Source organism: Streptomyces sp. WP-1, assembly GCF_030450125.1.
Lineage (GTDB): Bacteria > Actinomycetota > Actinomycetes > Streptomycetales > Streptomycetaceae > Streptomyces > Streptomyces incarnatus.
The window spans coordinates 5,399,332-5,421,546 of the sequence record NZ_CP123923.1 but is presented as its reverse complement, the minus strand read 5'-3'; the positions used below and the strand labels follow the sequence as shown (position 1 = coordinate 5,421,546).

The 22,215-nt window shown below is 70.2% G+C and carries 19 protein-coding genes; 9 read left to right on the top strand and 10 right to left on the bottom strand.

The genetic code is table 11. From position 1 onward, the window contains the following. The first annotated feature begins 95 nt into the window (after positions 1-95). Together QHG49_RS23880 and QHG49_RS23875 are read left to right on the top strand one after the other, a co-directional pair. Entirely contained in the window at positions 96-1,829 is a 1,734-nt protein-coding gene (locus QHG49_RS23880) for an ABC transporter ATP-binding protein (protein ID WP_159701162.1), read from the top strand. Continuing rightward, positions 1,829-3,757, top strand: coding sequence for an ABC transporter ATP-binding protein (locus QHG49_RS23875; protein WP_145488335.1), 1,929 nt, complete (start codon positions 1,829-1,831; stop codon positions 3,755-3,757). Before QHG49_RS23880 ends, QHG49_RS23875 begins: the two co-directional genes overlap by 1 nt. A 63-nt stretch (positions 3,758-3,820) precedes the next feature. On the opposite strand, the gene QHG49_RS23870 is transcribed toward QHG49_RS23875, so the two are convergent. The 4 genes from QHG49_RS23870 to QHG49_RS23855 form a co-directional block, all read right to left on the bottom strand. After that, entirely contained in the window at positions 3,821-4,936 is a 1,116-nt protein-coding gene (locus QHG49_RS23870) for an RNA polymerase sigma factor (RefSeq protein ID WP_236576274.1), read from the bottom strand. 104 nt (positions 4,937-5,040) lie between these two features. Beyond that, complete coding sequence (gene dnaG, locus QHG49_RS23865; protein WP_145488334.1) at positions 5,041-6,948, bottom strand: DNA primase; 1,908 nt, start codon at positions 6,946-6,948, stop codon at positions 5,041-5,043. A gap of 46 nt (positions 6,949-6,994) precedes the next feature. After that, positions 6,995-8,260 (bottom strand): NAD(P)/FAD-dependent oxidoreductase, encoded by a 1,266-nt coding sequence (locus QHG49_RS23860; protein ID WP_301491204.1) that lies wholly within the window; start codon positions 8,258-8,260, stop codon positions 6,995-6,997. A 104-nt stretch (positions 8,261-8,364) separates the two neighbouring features. After that, the gene (locus QHG49_RS23855; RefSeq protein ID WP_301491202.1) at positions 8,365-9,654 is read right to left on the bottom strand and encodes a deoxyguanosinetriphosphate triphosphohydrolase; all 1,290 of its coding nucleotides are present in this window, start codon (positions 9,652-9,654) and stop codon (positions 8,365-8,367) included. A gap of 299 nt (positions 9,655-9,953) precedes the next feature. Here QHG49_RS23855 and QHG49_RS23850 point away from each other — a divergent pair, with 299 nt between their 5' ends. The 5 genes from QHG49_RS23850 to QHG49_RS23830 all read left to right on the top strand — a co-directional run bounded on the left by QHG49_RS23850 (position 9,954) and on the right by QHG49_RS23830 (position 15,664). Beyond that, on the top strand, positions 9,954-10,655 hold the full coding sequence (locus QHG49_RS23850; protein ID WP_159701174.1) for a vancomycin high temperature exclusion protein: 702 nt from the start codon (positions 9,954-9,956) through the stop codon (positions 10,653-10,655). A 4-nt stretch (positions 10,656-10,659) separates the two neighbouring features. Continuing rightward, positions 10,660-12,132, top strand: coding sequence for a membrane-associated oxidoreductase (locus tag QHG49_RS23845; protein WP_301491199.1), 1,473 nt, complete (start codon positions 10,660-10,662; stop codon positions 12,130-12,132). 149 nt (positions 12,133-12,281) lie between these two features. Beyond that, positions 12,282-13,931 carry a M4 family metallopeptidase gene (locus QHG49_RS23840; RefSeq protein WP_301491197.1) on the top strand — a complete coding sequence of 550 codons (1,650 nt, stop codon included), beginning with the start codon at positions 12,282-12,284 and terminating at the stop codon, positions 13,929-13,931. Between the two features lie 374 nt (positions 13,932-14,305). Further along, positions 14,306-14,854 (top strand): hypothetical protein, encoded by a 549-nt coding sequence (locus tag QHG49_RS23835; RefSeq protein WP_159701183.1) that lies wholly within the window; start codon positions 14,306-14,308, stop codon positions 14,852-14,854. A gap of 135 nt (positions 14,855-14,989) precedes the next feature. Then, positions 14,990-15,664, top strand: coding sequence for a class F sortase (locus tag QHG49_RS23830; RefSeq protein WP_145488322.1), 675 nt, complete (start codon positions 14,990-14,992; stop codon positions 15,662-15,664). 54 nt (positions 15,665-15,718) lie between these two features. On the opposite strand, the gene QHG49_RS23825 is transcribed toward QHG49_RS23830, so the two are convergent. Genes QHG49_RS23825 through QHG49_RS23815 form a run of 3 tightly spaced genes read right to left on the bottom strand, consistent with a single transcriptional unit; the run spans position 15,719 to position 18,745 of the window. After that, positions 15,719-16,552, bottom strand: a complete 834-nt coding sequence (locus tag QHG49_RS23825; RefSeq protein WP_301491194.1) for a carbohydrate ABC transporter permease — start codon at positions 16,550-16,552, stop codon at positions 15,719-15,721. 40 nt (positions 16,553-16,592) lie between these two features. Continuing rightward, positions 16,593-17,492: a carbohydrate ABC transporter permease gene (locus tag QHG49_RS23820; protein ID WP_145488318.1), complete on the bottom strand. Its 900-nt coding sequence runs from the start codon at positions 17,490-17,492 to the stop codon at positions 16,593-16,595. Further along, positions 17,489-18,745: an ABC transporter substrate-binding protein gene (locus tag QHG49_RS23815; protein ID WP_301491192.1), complete on the bottom strand. Its 1,257-nt coding sequence runs from the start codon at positions 18,743-18,745 to the stop codon at positions 17,489-17,491. The genes QHG49_RS23820 and QHG49_RS23815 overlap by 4 nt, the downstream gene beginning before the upstream one ends. Positions 18,746-19,076: 331 nt before the next feature. Here QHG49_RS23815 and QHG49_RS23810 point away from each other — a divergent pair, with 331 nt between their 5' ends. After that, entirely contained in the window at positions 19,077-19,754 is a 678-nt protein-coding gene (locus QHG49_RS23810) for a hypothetical protein (RefSeq protein ID WP_301491191.1), read from the top strand. Positions 19,755-19,878: 124 nt separating this feature from the next. Here the strand turns inward: QHG49_RS23810 and QHG49_RS23805 are convergent, their stop codons facing one another. Next, a complete protein-coding gene (locus QHG49_RS23805; protein WP_301491190.1) occupies positions 19,879-20,124 on the bottom strand; it encodes a hypothetical protein in 246 nt (81 codons plus the stop codon). Positions 20,125-20,296: 172 nt separating this feature from the next. Between QHG49_RS23805 and QHG49_RS23800 the strand changes: the two genes are divergently transcribed. After that, a complete protein-coding gene (locus tag QHG49_RS23800; RefSeq protein ID WP_301491189.1) occupies positions 20,297-20,629 on the top strand; it encodes a creatininase family protein in 333 nt (110 codons plus the stop codon). Positions 20,630-21,284: 655 nt separating this feature from the next. On the opposite strand, the gene QHG49_RS23795 is transcribed toward QHG49_RS23800, so the two are convergent. Both QHG49_RS23795 and QHG49_RS23790 read right to left on the bottom strand, forming a co-directional pair. After that, the gene (locus QHG49_RS23795) at positions 21,285-21,602 is read right to left on the bottom strand and encodes a PIN domain-containing protein (protein ID WP_301491188.1); all 318 of its coding nucleotides are present in this window, start codon (positions 21,600-21,602) and stop codon (positions 21,285-21,287) included. A gap of 3 nt (positions 21,603-21,605) precedes the next feature. After that, entirely contained in the window at positions 21,606-22,067 is a 462-nt protein-coding gene (locus QHG49_RS23790) for a helix-turn-helix domain-containing protein (RefSeq protein ID WP_301491187.1), read from the bottom strand. Positions 22,068-22,215 lie beyond the last annotated feature (148 nt).

Genomic DNA, 22,215 nt, shown 5'->3' with positions numbered 1-22,215 from the left:
GGGTTAATCGGTTGAGGTAACACGGGTGGAGTGTCCGACGATAGGGGCCAAGGGCAGACCGACCTGCCCCTGCCGCCCACTCCGAGAGACGTAGCGTGCTCATACGACTTCTACGGACCTATCTCAGGCCCTACAAGAAACCCATCACTCTTCAGGTGCTGCTCCAGTTCCTGCAGACCTGCGCCACCCTGTACCTGCCCACCCTGAACGCCCACATCATCGACAACGGCGTCGTGAAGGGCGACACGGGCTACATCCTGTCCTTCGGCGCCCTGATGATCGGCATCTCGCTGGTGCAGGTCGTGTGCAACATCGGCGCCGTCTACCTGGGCGCCCGCACCGCCTCGGCGCTCGGCCGGGACATGCGCGCCGCCGTCTTCGACCGGGTGCAGTCCTTCTCCTCCCGTGAGGTGGGTCACTTCGGCGCGCCCTCGCTCATCACGCGCACCACGAACGACGTCCAGCAGATCCAGATGCTGGTCCTGATGACGTTCACGCTGATGGTGTCGGCGCCCATCATGTGCGTCGGCGGCATCGTGCTGGCGCTCGGCCTGGACGTGCCGCTGTCCGGGGTGCTGATCGCGGTCGTCCCGGTGCTGGCCGTCTGCGTGACGCTGATCGTGCGCAGGCTGCGGCCGCTGTTCCGCACCATGCAGACCCGCCTGGACAAGGTGAACCGGGTGCTGCGCGAGCAGATCACCGGCAACCGGGTGATCCGCGCCTTCGTCCGCGACGAGTACGAGCAGGCCCGCTTCGGCCGGGTCAACGGCGAGCTGACCGAGATGCAGCTGGCCACCGGGCGGCTGCTGTCGCTGATGTTCCCGATGGTGATGACCGTGGTGAACGTGTCCTCCATCGCGGTGGTGTGGTTCGGCGCGCACCGCATCGACAGCGGCGGGATGCAGATCGGCGACCTGACGGCGTTCCTCGCCTATCTGATGCAGATCGTGATGTCCGTCATGATGGCCACCTTCATGTTCATGATGGTGCCGCGCGCCGAGGTGTGCGCCGAGCGTGTCCAGGAGGTCATGGACACCGGCTCCAGCGTGCTGCCGCCGCTCGCGCCGGTCACCGAGCTGCGCCGGCACGGGCATCTGGAGATCCGCGGGGCCGGCTTCCGCTATCCGGGCGCCGAGGAGCCGGTGCTGCGCTCCGTGCAGCTGGAGGCGCGGCCCGGCGAGACCACGGCCGTGATCGGGTCCACCGGCAGCGGCAAGTCCACCCTGCTCGGGCTGGTCCCGCGCTTGTTCGACGCCACCGAGGGCGAGGTCCTGGTGAACGGCGTGGACGTCCGCGAGGTCGACCCGGCGCTGCTGGCACGGACGGTCGGACTCGTGCCGCAGAAGCCGTACCTCTTCGCGGGCACCGTCGCCACGAACCTGCGCTACGGCAATCCGGACGCCACCGACGAGGAGCTGTGGCACGCGCTTGAGGTGGCGCAGGCCGAGGAGTTCGTGACCAGGCTGGAAGGCGGCCTGGACGCGCCGATCGCCCAGGGCGGCACCAATGTGTCGGGCGGCCAGCGCCAGCGGCTCGCGATCGCGCGCACGCTCGTGCAGCGCCCGGAGATCTACCTGTTCGACGACTCCTTCTCCGCGCTCGACTACGCCACCGACGCGGCCCTGCGCGCCGCGCTGGCGCAGGAGACCGCCGAGGCGACCGTCGTCATCGTCGCCCAGCGGGTGGCGACCATCCGGGACGCCGACCGGATCATCGTCCTCGACGAGGGCCGGGTGGTCGGCTCCGGCCGGCACCAGGAGCTGATGGCGGGCAACGACACCTACCGGGAGATCGTGCTCTCCCAGCTGACGGAAGCGGAGGCCGCCTGATGTCCGGGCCCATGGGACGCATGATGGCCGGGGGCGGCCCCGACCAGCGGTCGATGGACTTCAAGGGGTCGGGCAGACGACTGCTCGGCCAGTTCAGGCCCGAACGGCTGACCGTGTACGGCCTGCTGGTCTGCGTGGTGGTCAGCGTGGCCCTCAGCGTGATCGGCCCGAAGATCCTCGGCCGCGCCACCGACCTGGTCTTCTCCGGCATCATCGGCCGGCAGCTGCCCGCCGGGACCACCAAGGCGCAGGTGCTGGCGCAGATGCGGGCGCACGGCAAGGGCGCCGTCGCGGACATGCTCCAGAGCACCGACTTCACCCCGGGCAAGGGCATCGACTTCGGCGCGGTCGGCGACGTACTGCTGCTCGCGCTCGTCACCTTCCTGGTCGCCGGGCTGCTGATGGCGGTGGCGACACGGCTGGTCAACCGGTCGGTGAACCGCACGATGTACCGGCTGCGCGAGTCCGTGCAGACGAAGCTGTCGCGGCTGCCGCTGTCGTACTTCGACAAGCGCCAGCGCGGCGAGGTGCTCTCGCGGGCGACGAACGACATCGACAACATCGGGCAGACGCTCCAGCAGTCGATGGGCCAGCTGATCAACTCGGTGCTGACCATCGTCGGTGTGCTGGCGATGATGTTCTGGGTCTCCTGGATCCTCGCGCTGGTCGCGCTGGTCACGGTGCCGCTGTCGTTCTTCGTCGCCACCCGGGTCGGCAAGCGTTCGCAGCCGCACTTCGTGCAGCAGTGGCGCTCCACGGGCAAGCTCAACGCCCATGTGGAGGAGATGTACACCGGGCACACGCTGGTGAAGGTGTTCGGGCGGCAGGAGGAGTCGGCGAAGCAGTTCGCTGAGCAGAACGAGGCTCTGTACGAGGCCGCGTTCAAGGCGCAGTTCAACAGCGGTGTGATGCAGCCGCTGATGATGTTCGTGTCGAACCTGAACTATGTGCTGGTGGCGGTCGTCGGCGGGCTGCGGGTGGCGTCCGGCGCGCTGTCCATCGGTGATGTGCAGGCGTTCATCCAGTACTCGCGGCAGTTCTCCATGCCGCTGACGCAGGTGGCCTCCATGGCGAACCTGGTGCAGTCCGGGGTGGCCTCGGCGGAGCGGGTCTTCGAACTCCTCGACGCCGAGGAGCAGGAGGCGGACCCGGTGCCGGGCGAGCGGCCCGCGGAGCTGCGCGGGCGGGTGCGTCTTGAGCATGTGTCCTTCCGGTACGACCCGGAGAAGCCGCTGATCGAGGATCTCTCGCTCACGGTGGAGCCCGGTCACACGGTGGCCATCGTCGGCCCCACGGGCGCGGGCAAGACCACGCTGGTCAACCTGCTGATGCGGTTCTACGACGTCTCCGGCGGGCGGATCACCCTGGACGGGGTGGACGTACGGAGGATGACCCGGGACGAACTGCGGTCCGGGATCGGCATGGTGCTCCAGGACACCTGGCTGTTCGGCGGCACCATCGCGGAGAACATCGCGTACGGCGCCTCGCGGGAGGTCACCCGGGGCGAGATCGAGGAGGCCGCGCGGGCCGCGCACGCGGACCGGTTCATCCGGACGCTGCCCGAGGGTTACGACACCGTGATCGACGACGAGGGCTCGGGGGTGAGCGCCGGTGAGAAGCAGCTCATCACCATCGCGCGGGCGTTCCTGTCCGACCCGGTGATCCTGGTCCTGGACGAGGCGACGAGTTCCGTGGACACGCGGACCGAGGTGCTGATCCAGAAGGGCATGGCCAAACTCGCCGCCGGACGTACGTCGTTCGTGATCGCGCACCGGCTGTCGACCATCCGGGACGCGGACACGATCCTCGTCATGGAGAACGGCTCCATCGTCGAACAGGGCGCGCACACCGAGCTGTTGGCGGCGGACGGCGCGTACGCCCGGCTGTACAAGGCGCAGTTCGCGCAGGCGGTGGCGGAGGTGGACTAGGCGGGAGGGAGAGGGGGCCGCTTGCGGACTGTCCGGGCGGCCCCCCTTTTCCGTTCTCCGTCCTCAGTCCAGGTAGCCCCTCAGCTGGTCCGCGTACGCGTGGTCCCGGAGCTTGTTCAGCGTCTTGGACTCGATCTGGCGGATCCGTTCGCGGGTGACGCCGAAGAGGCGGCCGATCTCCTCCAGGGTGCGGGGGCGGCCGTCGAGGAGGCCGTAGCGCAGTTGTACGACCTTGCGCTCGCGCTCGCCCAGCGTGGACAGCACGGCGTCCAGGTGCTGCTTGAGCAGCAGGAAGGCGGCGGACTCCACGGGGCTCGCGGCGTCGCCGTCCTCGATGAGGTCGCCGAGCGCCACATCGTCCTCCTCGCCGACGGGGGCGTGCAGCGAGATGGGTTCCTGGGCGAGCCGCAGCACCTCGCCGACCCGCTCGGGCGGGAGGTCGAGATGGGCGGCGACCTCCTCGGGGGTCGGCTCGTACCCACGTTCCTGGAGCATGCGGCGCTGTACGCGGACGACGCGGTTGATCAGCTCCACGACGTGCACCGGGACGCGGATGGTGCGGGCCTGGTCGGCGAGGGCGCGGGACATGGCCTGCCGGATCCACCAGGTGGCGTACGTGGAGAACTTGTAGCCGCGCGCGTAGTCGAACTTCTCCACGGCGCGGATCAGCCCGAGGTTGCCCTCCTGGACGAGGTCGAGCATGGTGAGGCCGCGCCCGACGTACCGCTTGGCGACGGAGACGACGAGCCGCAGGTTGGCCTCGATCAGCCTTCTCTTGGCCACCCTCCCCATCACCACGAGCCGGTCCAGGTCGTGCGCCAACTCGCCGTCGAGATCAGGGGTGTTGCTCAACTTCTCCTCCGCGAACAGCCCGGCCTCGACCCGGCGGGCCAGCTCGACCTCCTCGGCGGCGGTGAGCAGCGGGATGCGGCCGATCTCGCGCAGGTACTGCCGGAACAGGTCGGCGGACGGCCCGGCGCTCTCGGTGCGCGCCGCGGCCGGTGCCTCCTCGGCGGCCGCCTCCGGATGCAGGGGGGCACGCCCCTGCGGCGGCACGGCCGCGCCGCCGTCGGGCTCCGCGTCCGTCTCGTCCACGCCGGCACCGGTGCTCTGGGCGGTAGGGGTGAGGGTCTGGGTCTGCACGAGGGCGACCTCCAGGATGTACGCCGGACTCGGCATCCCCCACAGTGTGGAGTACGACACATCGCCGCCACGAGGGGTGTGCGGTGACTTTTTGCGTCCGATCCGTGACCCGCTGCTGACGGCGCCCGCCCGAAGGGCCCCTAGAGCGCCCCCGCGCCCCTCTCGCGCAGGGATTGGTCGTACTGCTGGAGGATCCACATCTCGTTCTGGACGGCGGCCAGTTGGCTCGGGTCGCCGCCGGAGGAGAGGCGGGTCATCTGGAACTCGATGTCGCGGATGCGGCGTTCGACCGCGCGGCGGCGGATCTGGACCAGGACGGTGCCGGCGTAGGTCTCGTCGACGGTGCGGCGCATGATCGGTTCGACGGCCAGCTCGGTGACCATGGCGCGCGTGGTGTCGTCCGGTGCGGCCTCGCGGACCCGGACCAGGTACTCCTGCGGGTCGGACACGCCGAACTCCGCGCCGCCCGCCTCCGCGATGGTCTGCCGTACGGCGGCGTAGGGCGGGGCGGTGAACTCGTCCACCCCGTACGCGTCGAAGGCGGGCGAGACCAACTCGGGCCGCTGGAGGGCGAGTTTGAGGAGTTCGCGTTCGGCGGCGTACACCGGGTTGCGCAGGGTGAGGGCGGGTCCTGAGTTCGCGGTGCGCGGGGCCCCCGCCCACTGCTGTTCGCCGCCGCGCGGCCGGTCCTGCGCCGGTCCCCGGCCGCCCCGGTCCCGCGCCCAGCGGGCCAGCTGGGCCACCCTGCGCACCACGAACTGCGTGTCCAGGATGCCGAGCAGCCCGGCCAGTTCGACCGCGACCTCGTGCTGCGCGCCGCTGTTCTTGATCCGGGCCACGATCGGCGCGGCCTCGTCCAGGGCGGCGGCACGGCCCCCCGAGGTGTCCAGGTCGTACCGGCTGACGACCTGCCGCAGCGCGAACTCGAAGAGCGGGGTGCGGGGTTCGGCCAGGTCGGCCACCGCCTCGTCGCCCTTGGCGAGCCGCAGCTCGCACGGGTCCATGCCGTCCGGCGCGATCGCGATGTACGTCTCGGCGGCGAACTTCTGGTCGTCCTCGAACGCCCGCAGCGCCGCCTTCTGGCCCGCCGCGTCGCCGTCGAAGGTGAAGATCACCCGGGCCGAGCCGTTGTCCATCAGCAGCCGGCGCAGGATCTTGATGTGCTCGCCGCCGAAGGCCGTACCGCAGGTCGCGATGGCCGTCCTCACCCCGGCGAGATGGCAGGCCATGACATCGGTGTAGCCCTCGACCACGACCGCCCGGCTGGACTTCGCGATCTCCTTCTTGGCCAGGTCGATGCCGTAGAGGACCTGCGACTTCTTGTAGATCGCGGTCTCGGGGGTGTTGAGGTACTTGGGCCCGTTGTCGGACTCGTACAGCTTGCGCGCGCCGAAGCCGACGACCTCGCCGCCGATGTCCCGGATCGGCCACATCAGCCGGCCCCGGAAGCGGTCGATCGGTCCGCGCCGGCCCTCCTGGGAGAGGCCGGAGAGGACCAGTTCCTTGTCGCTGAAGCCCTTGCCGCGCAGATAGCGGGTGAGGTGGTCCCAGCCCTGGGGGCTGTAGCCGACGCCGAAGTGCTCCGCCGCGCCCTGGTCGAAGCCGCGCTCGGCGAGGAAGACCCGGCCGGTCTCCGCCTCCGGGCTGTCCGCCAGCTGCTCGGCGTACCACTGCGCGGCGATCTTGTGCGCCTCGACCAGCCGGATGCGCTCGCCGCGCTGGTGGGCCGGGTTGTACCCGCCCTCCTCGTACCGCAGCGTGATCCCGGCCTGGGCGGCGAGCCGCTCCACCGCCTCCGAGAAGGAGAGGTGGTCCACCTTCATCACGAAGGTGATGGTGTCGCCGCCCTCCTGGCACCCGAAGCAGTGGAAGAGTCCCTTGCCGGGGCTGACCTGGAAGGACGGCGACTTCTCGTCGTGGAACGGGCACAGCCCCTTGAGGTTGCCGCCGCCCGCGTTGCGCAGCTGGAGGTACTCGGAGACCACGGCGTCGATCGGGACCGCGTCCCGTACCGCCTTCACGTCCTCGTCGTTGATCCGTCCTGCCACGGATGAATTCTACGGTGGCGGACGGGGCCTTCGGGGCTCCCGGGGGTCAGGGGACGAGCTGTTCCAGGGGCACGTGCGGGTCGGCCAGCGCGTCCGTCTCCACCTGGGCCCGGGAGCGGATGAGCCGCTGGATCTGTTCCGTGACGTTCCACACATTCACGTTCATGCCCGCGAGCACCCTCCCCTCGCCGACCCAGAACGCGATGAACTCCCGCTTGCCCATGTCGCCCCGGACGACCACCTGGTCGTACGACCCCGGCGGCGCCCACCCGCTGTACTCCATCCCCAGGTCGTACTGGTCGGTGAAGAAGTACGGCACCCGGTCGTACACGGCGTCCTGTCCGAGCATCGAGCGCGCCGCCGCCGGTCCCCCGTTGAGCGCGTTGGCCCAGTGCTCGACCCGGATCCGGGTGCCGAACAGCTCCAGCGGGAACGCGGCCACGTCACCGGCGGCGTAGATGTCGGGGTCGGACGTCCGCAGCCGCTCGTCCACCACGATCCCGCCGCCGTGCGCCCGGTCGGCGATCTCCAGGCCCGCCGCCTCCGCGAGCGCGGCCCGCGGCACCGCGCCGATCGCCGCGAGGACGTCGTGCGCCGGGTGCTCCTCGCCGTCGTCGGTGCGTACCGCGAGGACCATGCCGTCCTGGCCGATGATCTCGGTGAGCCGCCGCCCGAACTGGAAGCGCACCCCGTGCCCGCTGTGCAGCTGGGCGAAGACATTGCCCAGTTCGGGGCCGAGCACGCCGTGCAGCGGGGTCGGCTCCGGCTCGATCACGGTGACCTCCGCGCCGTACTCGCGCGCCGCCGCCGCGACCTCCAGGCCGATCCAGCCGGCGCCGGCGATCACCAGGTGTCCGTTGTCCCGGCCGAGGGAGGCCAGCACGCCCTTGAGCCGCTCGGCGTGCGCGAGCCGGCGCAGATGGTGGACGCCGGCGAGGTCGGTGCCGGGGATGTCCAGGCGGCGCGGTTCGGCGCCGGTGCACAGCAGCAGCTTGTCGTACCGGACGAGGGTGCCGTCGTCGCCGTAGCGCACGGTCTTGGCCGTACGGTCGACGCGGTCGACGCTCTGGCCGAGGTGCAGCTCGATGTCGTTGCGCGCGTACCAGGCGGGCTCGTGCACGAAGACGCCCTCGCGCTCCTCCTTGCCGAGCAGGAAGCCCTTGGACAGCGGCGGTCGCTCGTACGGGTGGTCGCGTTCGTCGCAGATCAGTATCACCCTGCCGGTGAAGCCCTCCGCGCGGAGCGTCTCCGCCGCCTTCGCACCGGCGAGGCCGCCTCCGACGATGACGAATGTCTGATCCGCGTCGACCACTTGTATGCCTCCTCGTAAGGGTGCCGCCACCCGCGAGCGTCCCGCACCCGGCGGGCCGCGGGAAGGGGGAGTGACCCGATCAGGCCACCCGGTGCACGTTCCTCTCACATATGCCCGGTCAGTCTCGCGTGCAGCGAGAGCGCGGAGGCGTCGGTGAGGGATGCGATCTGGTCGACGATCACCCGCTTGCGCGCGTGGTCGTCGGATGCCCCGTCGAACAGGGCGCGAAACTGCGGATCCAGGCCGTCCGGCGCGCGGGCGGTGAGCGCCTCGGCCAGCTCCGCCACGATCACCCGCTGATCGGCCCGCAGCCGCTCCTGCTCGGCGCGCTGCATCACGTACCGGTCGGCGACCGCCTTGAGCACCGCGCACTCCATCCGGGCCTCGCGGGGTACGACGAGACGCGCGTCGTAGCGGGTGAGCCGGCCGTGTCCGTAGGCGGCGCGGGTGGCGCCCTCGGCGGCCAGGCAGAACCGTCCGATGAGCTGACTGGTGGCGTCCTTCAGGCGGGCCTGGGCGACCGCGCTGCCGTCGTAGCCGTGCGGCCACCACTCGGCGTCCTGGAGGCGGTCGAGGGCGTCCGCGAGTTCGGCCGGTTCGGTGCCGGCGGGGACGTAGCGGCCGATGGCCACCTCGAACACGGTCTGCCGTTCGGGCTCGGCGTGCAGGCAGTTGGGGTCGATGTGGCCGGCGTGCAGGCCGTCCTCCACGTCGTGCACCGAGTAGGCCACGTCGTCGGACCAGTCCATGACCTGGGCCTCGAAGCAGGTGCGGGTGCCGGGGGCGCCGGCCCTGGCCCAGTCGAACACCGGGCGGTCGTCCTCGTACACGCCGAACTTCACCGAGGCGGGGTCGGTGGGGTGGGCGCCGCGCGGCCAGGGGTACTTGGTGGCGGCGTCGAGGGCGGCGCGGGTGAGGTTGAGGCCGACGGAGCCCTGCTCGGTGAACCGCTTGGGTTCGATGCGGGTGAGCAGCCGCAGCGACTGGGCGTTGCCCTCGAAGCCGCCGCAGTCGTCCGCGAACGCGTTCAGCGCCTGTTCGCCGTTGTGGCCGAAGGGCGGGTGGCCCAGGTCGTGGGAGAGGCAGGCGGCTTCCACGAGGTCGGGGTCGCAGCCGAGGGCCGCGCCCAGTTCCCGGCCGACCTGGGCGCATTCCAGGGAGTGGGTGAGCCGGGTGCGGGGGCTGGCGTCCCAGACCTGGCTGTGGCTGCCCGGCGTGACGACCTGCGTCTTGCCCGCGAGGCGGCGCAGCGCGGCGGAGTGCAGGATCCGGGCGCGGTCGCGCTGGAAGGCGGTGCGGCCGGGGCGTTTGTCGGGCTCGGGCGCCCAGCGCTCCAGGTCCGCGGGGCTGTAGGGATCGGGGCCCCAGGGGCCGGGGGGTGCGCTGCCTTCCATGATTCGACAGTAGACGCAAGGGGTGACGAATGGGGGTGCCGGGTGGCCCAGTCGTACGGCGGGAGCGGGAATCCGGCCGTCCCGGCGGGGTGGATTCGCACACCGAGGCGAACCGGACGGCCCCCGGTGGCGTCCTCCATGGTCGGAACCGGCACCGGGTTCCGGGTCTGGGTTCCGGGTCCGGGTTCCGGGTTCCGGGTCCGGGTTCCGGGTCCGGGTCCGGGTTCCGGGTCCGGGTTCCGGGTCCGGGTCCGGGTTCCGGGTCCGGGTCCGGGTTCCGTACCGAGGGGGAGCAGCACATGAGGATCCGTGGACCGCGGTTGCCGCGCACCCGCGCCGGGCAGCGGCGGCTGGTGCGGGCCGTGGTGGCCGTCTGCGTGCTGGCGCTGCTGCCGGGGGCCTGGCTGTTCACGTCCACGGCGGACCGGCTGCGCACGGTCGCGGACGCGCCGCCGGCGCCGGTCGCGGTGGTGTTCGGGGCCGGGCTGTGGAACGGGGAGCCGTCGCCGTACCTCGCCCGCCGCCTGGACGCGTCGGCGGCGCTGTACCGTGCGGGCCGGGTCAAGGTCGTCCTCGTCACCGGCGACAACAGCCGCGAGGACTACGACGAGCCGGACGCCATGCGCACGTACCTCACCAAGCACGGGGTGCCGGGTGGCAGGATCGTGCGGGACTATGCCGGTTTCGACACCTGGGACTCCTGCGTACGGGCCAGGAAGATCTTCGGTGTGGACCGCGCGCTGCTGGTCAGCCAGGGTTTCCACATCCGGCGGGCGGTCGCGCTGTGCGAGGCGGCGGGCATCGACTCGTACGGCGTCGGGGTCGACGAGCCGCACGACGCCACCTGGTACTACGGCGGCACCCGCGAGGTGTTCGCGGCGGGCAAGGCGCTGCTGGACACGGTCTTCCGCCCGGACCCGAAATTCCTGGGCCCCCGGGACAAGGGGGTCGCCGAGGCGCTCGCCGGAGCGGGGAGCCCCGCCCGGCGCGGAAAGGGCTGAGCGCGTGGACCTCGCCGACCTGACGCCCGCCGAACGCCGGGTCCTGGACGCCTTCCCGCTCGGCGAGGGGGTCGACTTCCAGGAGGGCGACGAGGACGGTCCCGAGCGGGGCGCCGACTGGGGCGCGGAACGCACCGTACGGGGGGAATTCCTGCGGGAGTTGCTGCTGGCGGGGCCGGTCCGGGAGGGGCGTACGGCGGGGCTGAAGGTACGCGGCGCGCGGGTCACCGGGCGGCTCGACCTGAAGTACGGCACCGTCACCTGCGCCGTCCGGCTGCGCGCCTGCCACTTCGAGCAGGCGCCCGACCTGTACGGGGCGCGGATCGGCGCCCTGGTCCTCAGCGACTCGGTGCTGCCGGGGCTGACGGCCGGGACGCTGCGCGCCGACGGGGTGGTGCGGATCACCTGCTGCCGTGTCACGGGCCCGGTGCGGCTCCAGGGCGCCAGGCTGGCCGGGGGGTTCTTCGCCAACGGGGCGCGGCTCGGCAGGCCAGGGGAGGACCCGGAGACGGCCGTGCTCCAGCTCAACCACGCCGAGGTGGCCGCGGACGTATGGGCACCGGAGCTGGTCGCGCACGGCATGGTGCAGCTGAACGGGGCCGTCGTCGGCGGGCAGGTGCGCCTCGACGACGCGCTGCTCGACGCCCCCGGCGGTACCGCGCTGCACGCCGAGGTGCTGTCCGTCGGCACCGATCTGCACGCGATGCGGCTGCGCGCGCGGGGCCGGGTGAATCTGAGCGGCGCCCGCATCCCGCGCCAACTCAACCTGGCGTACGCCCGGTTGGCGAACCCCGGCGGGCACGCCCTGCGCGTCAGCAGCGCGGTCGTCGGCGAGCTGTGGCTGCGCGAGGCCGCGCCGATCGAGGGCACGGTCAATCTGCGCCGCGCCCAGCTCGATCTGCTGCACGTGCCGCCGGAGGTATGGCCCGGGCAGGTCCAGCTCGACGGTCTCGCCTACCGCGTCCTGACGCCGCACCTCCCCGCCGAGCAACGCCTGCCGCTGCTGGAGCGGGAACCGGACGGCGGCTGTCTCCCGCACCCCTACGAGCAGTTGACCACCGCCTACCGCACGGTGGGCGACGACGCCGCCGCCCGCACCGTCCAGTTGGCCAAGCTGCGCCGGCACCGCCGCACCCTGCCGGCGTACGCCCGGCTGTGGGGCCATCTCCAGGACGCCGCCGTCGGCTACGGCTTCCGCCCGATGCGCGCCGCGCTCTGGCTGCTCCTGCTGCTGTGCTCGGGCACCCTCGCCTTCGCCCTGCACCACCCGCCCGCCCTCAAGCCGTCCGAGGCCCCCGCCTTCAATCCGCTCTTCTACACCCTGGACCTGCTCCTCCCGATCATCGACTTCGGCCAGGAATCCGCGTACGCCCCGCGCGGCGGCTTCCAGTGGCTGTCGTACCTGCTGGTCGCGATGGGCTGGGTGCTGGCGACGACGATCGCGGCGGGCGTCACCCGTTCCCTCAACCGGCAGTAGCCGGGGAGGAGTTGAAACAGGCCGGGCAGGGCCTCCTTCTCCCCTTCCTGTGAGTTCCCTATGGACACGCGTTGTCATGCCCACTTAAATCTCAGGGGCGTCCAGCGCCATCCCCCCATGCCTGGATGGCGCCCTTTCCGAGGAGACAGATGAGCCGAATACGGCAGCACGTCCGAGGATCCCGTCGTCTCGCCACCGCCGGTGTCGCCGTCAGCGGCGCGACCCTGCTGGCCGCCACCCTCTCCCCCGCCGCCCACGCCACGGCCGGACCCACCCGGGCCACCGCCGTGCGGCACGCGGCGTCGGCGCTGCTCGCGCACGCGTCGAGCCTGGGGCTCGACTCCGCGCAGGCCACGAGCGTCCGGGACGTGATCGTGGACAAGGACGGCAGCCAGCACGTCCGCTACGACCGCACCTATCACCGCCTCCCCGTACTGGGCGGCGACTTCGTCGTCCATCTGGACCCCGACGGCGGCTACCGGGGCGCCGACCGGGCCGCCCGCGCCCCGATCGCGCTGCCCTCCACCACGCCCGGGGTGGCCGCGCCCAAGGCCGCCGACCTCGCGGCGAACGCGCTGCGCGCGGCCAACCCCGGGCAGCGGCTGCGGCAGGTCAAGGCCAAGCCGCAGCTGATCGTGGACGCGCTGCACGGCACGCCCCGGCTCGCCTGGCGGACGAACGCGGTCGGTCTCGACCCGCTCGGCAACCCGGTCGCGCGCACCGTGCTGACCGACGCCCGCACCGGCGCCCGGATCGACGCCTGGGACAGCATCGAGACCGCCACCGGTGACGGCCGGTCGCTGTACAGCGGGACGGTGCCGCTGGAGACGACCCAGTCGGGATCGTCGTACCAGCTCAAGGACCCGACCCGGGGCAACACCTACACCGGGGACGCCGCGAACAAGACCGATCTGTGCATCTTCGGCATCTGCATCAGCCGGGCGCCCTCGACCGTGTTCACGGACACCGACAACCACTGGGGCACGGGCGCCACCGCCGACCGCTCCTCGGCCGCGGTCGACGCCCAGTACGGCACCGACGAGACCTGGGACTACTACAAGAACGTCCACGGCCGCAACGGCATCGCGGGCGACGGCAAGGGCTCGTACAACCGCGTCCACTACGGCAGCAACTACAACAACGCCTTCTGGGACGACAGTTGCTTCTGCATGACGTACGGCGACGGTGACGGGACCACCTTCGGACCGCTGGTCGCCCTCGACGTCGCGGGACACGAGATGTCGCACGGCGTCACCTCCAAGACGGCCGGTCTGACCTACTCGGGCGAGTCCGGGGGCCTGAACGAGGCCACCTCCGACATCCTCGGCACCATGGTCGAGTGGTACGCGAACAATCCCTCGGATCCCGGTGACTACCTCATCGGCGAGCAGATCGTCCGCTCCGGCTTCGGGGGGACCGCGCTGCGTTACATGGACAAGCCCTCCAGGGACGGCAGTTCGGCCGACTACTGGAGCAGCTCGGTCGGCAACCTCGACGTCCACTACTCCTCCGGCGTCGCCAACCACTTCGCCTACCTCCTCGCGGAGGGCAGCGGCGCCAAGACCATCAACGGCGTGAGCTACAACTCGCCCACGTACAACGGCTCGACGGTCACCGGGATCGGCCACGACAAGGTCGGCAAGATCTGGTACCGGGCGCTGACGGTCTACATGACGTCCTCCACCAACTACGCGGGCGCCCGCACGGCCACCCTCAACGCGGCGAAGGACCTCTACGGCGCGGGCAGCGCGGAGTACAACGCGGTGGCGGCGGCGTGGAGCGCGGTCAACGTGAACTGAGCGGACGCCGGTCGACGTGTCGACGTGAACTGACCTGATCGGTCGGCGGTACGGGCCCGGGGGCGCACCCCCGGGCCCGTATGACGGCCCGTCACCCGGCCCGTCATCCGGCCCGTCACCCGGCCGGTCACCCGTTCAACGGCCCCTCGTCGCTCCATTCGTGTGTTCTTCGTACTTTCTTCTCGTGCTCCCCGGCACACCACCCCTGACCTGCCCCGACTCCGCCACGGCTCAGCCGTATGGCCGCCGCGCCCGCCACCCGTTCACCGCAGTCCGGCCGATCTCTCGGCAAGCGGATCCCGGCGCGAGCCCTTTACCTCGGAAGGGCAGGGGACACACCAGTCGGACAAGCTCGACAAGCTCTGGGGAGCACCATGCGACGCACCGCCCGTCTGCTGACCGGTACCGCGCTCGCCGTGGGAACGGCAGCGCTCGCCGCCGCGCCCGCCTACGGCGGCACGGCGGCCGCGCGCCCCATGCGCGCCCCCACGGGCAGCCTGGAGGTGTACCCGTCCACCGCGATCCCCGGCGGACAGGTCACGGTGAACACCGCCGCCTGCGGGGACAAGAGCGGCGCGACCGGGGACGCGGGCGCGGTCGGCGCCGGCGTCTTCACCCTGGCGCCCACCACGCACCAGGGCGAGGCGATCGGACAGTTCCAGGTGCCGCCGAGCGCGCAGCCGGGGACGTACGAGATCGTCGCGAAGTGCGCGGAGGGCAGCAGACAGGTGACGGGCGACCTGGTGGTGGCCCTCGGCGCGGCGCACGAGCAGGTGCAGCCGCGCGGCAGCCTGAAGACGGGGGTCGGGGGCGCGCTCGGTCCCGACCCCGTGCAGACCGCGGCGGGTGTGACGGCGCTGGCCGTCGCCGCCGCGGGCGGTACCTGGCTCCTGCATCGCCGGGCGAGAGGCGACGGGATCTGACGGACACCCTCCGCTGTCCGTCCGCCGGTACCGCACGTCCCGCCCCCTCCGGGTCCGATGCCCCTCGCGGCCCGGAGGGGGAGGGGGTCCGCCCCAGGTCCAGTTCGGGGGTCCGCTCCCGGGAGAGGGGTTCGTATGCGCAGCACACGTCCGACCGGGAGCCGTACCCGTGTCCGCGGGACCCGGGGGCGCCGCGGGCGGCGGCTCGGGGACACCGCGATAGCCGCGGTCACCGCCGTGGCCCTCGCCTCGGGGGTCTGGCTGCTGGGCGGCCAGTCGCACACTCCCCCGCAGCCTGCGGCCGCCGAGGGCCGCCCCGACCCCGGCGAGGAACGCCTGTCCGCGCCCTCCCTGCCGCCCTCCCCGCCGCTGCGCATCCGCATCCCGGCCATCCGCGTGAACGCCCCGCTGATGGGCCTCGCGCTCACCCCCTCCGGCAGCCTCGACGTGCCGCCCGCGCAGAACAAGAACCTGGCCGGCTGGTACGAGGCGGGAACCGCGCCCGGCGAGCGGGGGACCGCGATCGTCGCCGGGCACGTGGACAACACGGAGGGCCCGGCCGTCTTCTACGATCTGGGCGCGCTCAAGCGGGGCGCGCGGATCGAGGTGGACCGCCGGGACGGCACCGTGGCCGAGTTCACCGTGGACGCCGTCGAGGTCTACGCCGCCAGCGACTTCCCCGACCAGAAGGTCTACGGCGCCGCCACCCGCCCGGAGCTGCGCGTGATCACCTGCGGCGGCGGCTACTCGAAGACCACCGGTTACCAGGGCAACGTGGTCGTCTTCGCCCATCTGACCGGCAGCCACTGAGCCCCCGTCTCCTCCCCTCCTCTCCTCCCCTCCCCTCCTGTGCTGTCCTCGGCCTCAGTCGATGCCGGATCGCTCCACTCCCGCCACGATCCACCGCTGGAAGCACAGGAACACCACCAGCAGCGGCAGGATCGACATGGCCGCCGCGATGAACAGCTCGTGCAGTCGCACGACTTGGGCGGTGGTGAAGGAGGACAGCGCCACCTGGACCGTCCAGGCGCTCTGGTCCTGCCCGATCACCAGCGGCCACAGGAAGGAGTTCCAGGCGCCGAGGAAGACGATGGTGCCGACCGCCGCGAACACCGGCCGCGCGTTGGGCACGACCACCAGCCAGTACGTCCGCCAGTGGCCGAGCCCGTCGACCTGTGCCGCGTCCTCCAACTCCCCCGGGAATCCCAGGAAGTACTGCCGGAAGACGAAGCAGGCGAACGCCGAGAACAGGGTCGGCACGATCAGCCCGCGCAGCGTGGAGACCCAGCCGAGGGAGGACACCAGCACGAAGCTCGGTACGAAGGTGACGGCGGCCGGGACCAGGAGGGTGCCGAGGATGCCGTAGAACACCTTGTTCGCGTGCCGGTAGGGGATCCGGGCGAGGCCGTACCCCGCGAGGGAGGCGAGCAGCAGGGTGCCGAGGGTGGTGGCGACGGCGATCAGGGCGGAGTTGAGCAGCGAGCGGGCGAACGGTACGGAGGGGTCGTCAAACAGTTCTCGTACGTTCCCCCACCTCAACTCCGTGGGGAAGAAGGTCCATTCGGGCGAGGTGATGTCCCGCTCACTGGACAGCCCGTTGCGCAGCAGCAGATAGAAGGGGATGAGGAAGAGCAGCGCGAGCACGACGAGCACCACGGCCCGCAGCGCCCGCCCGGCCCTCACCAGGGCGTCATCCATCGGCCTCACTCCTCACTCCTCACTCCTCACTCCTCACTCCTCATTCCTCCTCGCTCCTTCCGAGCCTGAGCCAGCGCGCCTGTCCCACGGTGACGATCGCGATGATCAGCGCGAGGATCACGGCGCCCGCGCTGCCGAGCCCGAGGTTCTGCCCCTGGCCGAGGGCGGTGTAGTAGAGGTAGACGAGCGGCGGGCGGGCGTACGGCGGATAACCCCGCGCGTCCGAGAGGAGGTTGTAGAACTCGTCGAAGGCCTGGAAGGCGTTGATGACGAGCAGCAGCAGCACCGCGACCGAGGTGGCGCGCAGCTGGGGCAGGGTGATGTGCCGCAGCACCGTCCAGCCGGGCCGGGCCCCGTCCACGGCGGCGGCCTCGTACAGCACCGGGTCGATCCGCTGGAGTCCGGCGAGGAACAGGATCATGTAGAACCCGGCCTGGAGCCACAGTCGTACGGTCACGATGACCAGCCAGTACCAGGGCGGACGGGTGGTCGACAGCCAGGCCACGGGGTCGGTGCCGAACCAGCCGAGCAGGGTGTTGGCAAGCCCGAAGCGCACCCCGTTGAAGATCGACATCTTCCAGATCAGGGCGGCCACGACATAGCTGCACGCGGCCGGCAGGAAGAACACCGACCGGAAGAACGCCTGGGCCCGCCGCACCCGGTTGACCATCAGCGCGAGGGCCAGGGAGAGGGCGAAGGTGACGGGCACGATGAAGGCGGTGAACACGAGGAAGGTGCGCAGGCTCCCGGTGAACGCGCTGTCCTTCAGCATCGCGGTGTAGTTGTCCAGGCCGACGAAGTCCGTGGGCGTCACGGTGTTGTGCGCGTCGAAGAAGCTCAGGCCGACGCTCCACAGCAACGGGACGTACGTGAACAGCGCGAGCCCGGCCGCGAAGGGTCCGACGAAGACCCAGAACCAGAATGCCCTGCGGCGCCTCACGAGGTGTGCTTGACCCGGTCGAGTTCGGCGGTCACCTTCCGTACGACACCTCGCAGTTCGCTCTCCGGGTTCGCCCCGTCCTTGATGATCCGGCTCAGCGCGTCCTGATAGGCGGTCTGGGAGGCGGGGGTCCACAGCAACGGCTGGGCGTACCCGTGGTCGGTGGCGAACCGTACGGCGTCGGCGGCGGCGCCCGTCCTCAGCTTGGCGGCCTTCTTCGCGAGCGAGATCCGCGCGGGGATATGGAATCCGTACCCGAGCGCGAAGTCCTCCTGGTAGTCGGTCCGTTCCACCCAGAGCCACCTCACATACGCCTTGGCCGCTTCCCTCTCCTTGCTCCGCGCGCTGACGGCGGCCCCGTACGCCCCGACGGGTACGGTCGGCTTCCCGTGGCTCCCGTCCCCCGGGAACGGCAACACCCCGAAATCATCGCCGAGTTCCTTCTGCACCTGCGGCAGCGCCCAGAGCCCGGACCACTGCATCGCGGTGAGCCCCTGGAGGAAGGCCGAGGGATCCGACCAGTCGGTGGGCGCGCCGAGGAGCAGCGCCTTGCCGGCGTACAGCTCCCTCAGCTTCCCGAGCGCCCGCGCCGCCGCCGGATCGTCGAACCCGACCTTCCCGTCCTCGGTGACGAGCTGAAGCCCCGCCGCGTACAGGGGCGTTCCGCCGAGCACCCCGGCTCCCCCGTCGTTCCCGAGGAACAGCCCCTTGACCTTGCTGTCGCTCAACTTCTGTGCGGCATCGACGAGTTCGTCGAGCGTCCGGGGCGGCCGCACCCCCGCGTCCCGCAGCATGCTCTTGCGGTAGTAGAGCATCTGCATGTCGATGGTCTGCGGAATGCCGTAGACCTTCCCCTGATACGTCTTCGGCGCCAGCACCGCCGGATTGAAGTCGTCCTTCACCCCGTCCAGCAACGCGGTCAGATCCTCGACCTGCTTGCCCTGGATCTGGTCCAGCGAGGGCCCGTTGACCTCGAACACATCGGGCCCGGAATCGGTGAGCAGCGCCGCGGCCGTCTGCTGATCGTAATTCCCGGGCCGCCACTGCACGGTGACCCGCGCTTTCGTGTAGGCGCCGGCATACCGCTTCACCGCCTGCTCGGTCCCGGCCTCCCCATACTGGTGATACCACTGCGCAAGCCGCACTCCACCGGACCCCCCGCCCCCACGCCCGGTATTGGACCCACACCCACCCAACACCCCGACCCCGATCCCAGCACCCGCGCCCAGCAGCGTCCTACGACTGATCGTCATGCACTCCCCCTGACATCGGTCCTCAACGCACGGCCCAACGATCAACCATGCGGGGCGATTACGAAAGGGGTGTTGCGGCGGTGTGTCACTGCGCGCGGACGGTGGGTGAGAGGTCTGACCTGACGCCCGCGCCCCTCATAGAGAGCGGCGAACCGCACTCCACCCCCGGAAGTCCCGCACTTCGGCGCGACGCTTGCTGGAGGCACAAGAGGATTCGCAAGCCATAGACGGTGGACGGAGCCCGCTCCAAGCCAGGCGACTCCTAGTAGTTCTGTGGCCATCGGCGCGGAGGTCTACGCTGCGGTACGTGGATGATCTCTCTGGAGAACCTATGAGCGACCGAGCATACGAGGACGCCTGCCTCGCCTGGCGGTCATCCCTGACGACTCTACTTGGGGATACCTCACTGCTGGCGCGGTGGCAGGAGCGCCGATATCAGTTCGCTCACCGGGTGGGGGCCCTCCTGACGGAGGCACATGCAGACAGCTCCGTCACAGTGGGCCCGGTGCTGTACGGAGTGTTCGCGTCGGGAGCAGGGCTCTGCTACGTAGGGCAGACGCAGGAAGCGGAGCGTCGCCTGAGGGATCTTCCAGTGGGCGAGAGCCACCACTTGGCCAACACCGTGCCACCCGAGGTCTGGGAGAGGGTGGTGGTGATCCGATGGCCACTGCTGCTCTCCGAGGCGCCGGTGTCCGAGCAGATGGAGGTCGAAGCGATGGGTTCTGCAGTCTGCGGCCTCGCGCTGGAGCACATGCTCCAGGTGGCGACAGCCCCTCCGCTGAACAGTCGCCGACGGCGAACTTCCGGCGAGTGGCAGCCGCGGAACCTTTCGCAGAGCCGTTCCCGTGGTGCCATCCATTCGCAGCGGATACCGGAGCTCAGTCGACTCACCCTCGACGCCTGGAAGGCTCTATCGGAGACGGAGGTTCCGAAGGGGACAGCAGTGGTTGCCTCAAAGGTTGGCCGTGTGGTGTACCCCTCGACATTGCACGAGCCGCGTCACTCGTGAGGCGTCGCCCAGCGGGAGCGGTTCCACAGGAACCCACAGATGAAGGAAACGGACCGGGGCCGCTGTACATCTGACCCCGCAGGAGGTGCGGCCAGGCTAAAGGGGCCGCTCCTCCGGGTAGTGGTCAGTGGTCAGCCTTTTTCCTGTGGTTGGCAACGCTCTTGGGCACGCCCCGATACTTGCAGTCGGGGCACACTTCCCATATTCCCTGGGCTTCTGCTTCGTCGACGACGGAGATGTCCGAGTTGAAGCCGTGGTGCGCCAAGAGCCGAACGACGGAGTTCCCGTAGCGCGTGACCAGCACCGCTGCTTCCGCGATCTTGTCGTGCCCTTGGCGGAAGTATGCCTCGGGGCCGGTTGCCGGCCGCATCCGCACCAGCATCTACCGGTCGGCGCCGGCCGGGTCTGTCCGTTGTCGCGAGTCAGGGCCTCAAGTTAGCTACGGTCCCATCGGTCCGATGCGAAGTTCATGGAACCGGGATGCTGCTTGAGCTTTTCGCTGGAGAACTGCCCGCGTGCGGCGCCTCACCCTGCCAGGAAGGATGGCAGCTCTACGCGCCGAGAGGCGGTACATCGCAGTCCTCCCGATCGGAGCTTTCAAGCAGCACGGCGCCCACCTGCCATTCATCACGGACGCTGCGCTAGCAAGCATCATCGCGCGGGAAGCCGCGGCGACCTACCCCGTACTGCAGGGGCGGAAGTGGAATCGAGCCCGCGACCGTGCCGGCCTGGTCACCGACGCGCACGAGACTATGCACGCGGGCGAACTTGAAACCTCGATCCTCCTGCACGCGGAACCGTCCCTCCTGCGCCCGGCTACGAGGATGCCGATCATGACTGCGGTGAGCGGCCGTTCCTCCTCACGGAGGGGATGAAGGTGTACACCGAATCCGGCGTCATCAGCTTCCCGTCCCACGCTGCGGCGGACAAGGGGAAGGCAGTCTTGGCGAGCTTGGTCGAAGACTTCGCGGCTCGTGCTCGGGGAGTGAGCCCGGAGGCCGCCGCGGGTGCCGTTTTCCGGCGCCCGCGGGCCATGTGCGGGCCAGACTGGCCAGTCTCGACGGAAGAAGCTCCGCCCCGGCAGGTCATCGCCGGTGCGGTCGGTTCGACCCCGGCCGCTGCCAAAACCCGCCCTCCCAGGGCTTGGGTTCTTCCGTTACCCGATCGGGGAGAGCCTCTTCCATGCCGTCTACGTCGATCGGTACGTCAACGGGCTAGAAGATCAAACGGTCCGGCATGGCAGCGCTCCCGCCAACGCCCGGCGGGGGCGCAAGATCTTAGCGATCACTTAGGCCAAGGCGCGCAACGCCGCGGCCGACGCCACCAGACCTTCGCTCTCCAACGAGGCGATCACATCTGCGACCACCGCGTTGGGTGGAGTCCTCCACGCATCGGCTATCTGCGTCAGAACCCCGTACACCTGCTGGGGTGCCAAGCCCACCTGCGCCTCGATAAATGCATCAGGGTGCACGGCCTCGACGTCCCGTGGAGACAGCTTGTCTACGGGGAAGTCCCTCAGGTTGAACGTGACTATGACCTGCGCCTTCGACCTGATGTGGCTGCGAGGACATGACGATCATCTGGGTCCGGCAGATCGAGGACCTCGACCAGCGGCTCATAACCCTTGATCAGCACGTCCCTGATCGAGCCAGCCATCAGCTCCCGCGTTCGGTCCAGCTTGCTCGGGTCCAGGTCAGGTCGCTTCTCCTTCAGATTGCGGAAGGTCTCGTCGAGGATCTGGTCCGTCCACTTCGCCTGCACCAAGCCAGCCTGAGCAACGCGGATCAGGACGTCACGCAAGGTGCTCGGGTACAGGACGTTGGCGTCGTAGACGGCGATGAAAGCCATGACCTAGCCCATTCCCATCTCCTGGCCGAGCTGGGTGAGCTCATCAGCCACCAGTCGGCGACGGTGGTCGTCCTTGCGCTGGTACGCCAGCAGAGACGACGCGGTGATTCTGCGGTGCGTGCCCACAGTCCTGTACTCGATCTCGCCGGCGTCCAGTAGGCCGATGAGGAACGGGCGGGACACGTTGAGCATGTCGGCGGCTTGCTGAGTCGTCAGTTCCGCATCGGACGGAACGACGGAAACAGCTCGCCCAGCACCAAGGTGCGCCAGGAGCGTCGCAAGGAGTTCTACAACCTCACGAGGCAGGTCAAGGGCCTCACGTTCACCTCCATCTGGGACATTGACTCGAATCTGCGATGCGTTCTGGTGCTCAGCCAGGTAGGTCCGAACCCGCTCCAAGGCGTGGTTCGCCGTCTCCTGCTTGTGAGCCGGTAGCTTCACCGGCCGAAGATCAATCTTGGTCATTTGCGCGCCCCTAGCTGTGAGGTCGGGCGCCAGTAAGAGTCCGCCACCGTTGACGCGATGGCGGGCTGGCGACGAGAGCGGGTGCGGTAGCCATGGCGGCGGCGACAGGACCCACCCTCGTTAGGGCAGTAGCAGCCCAGCCATCGTT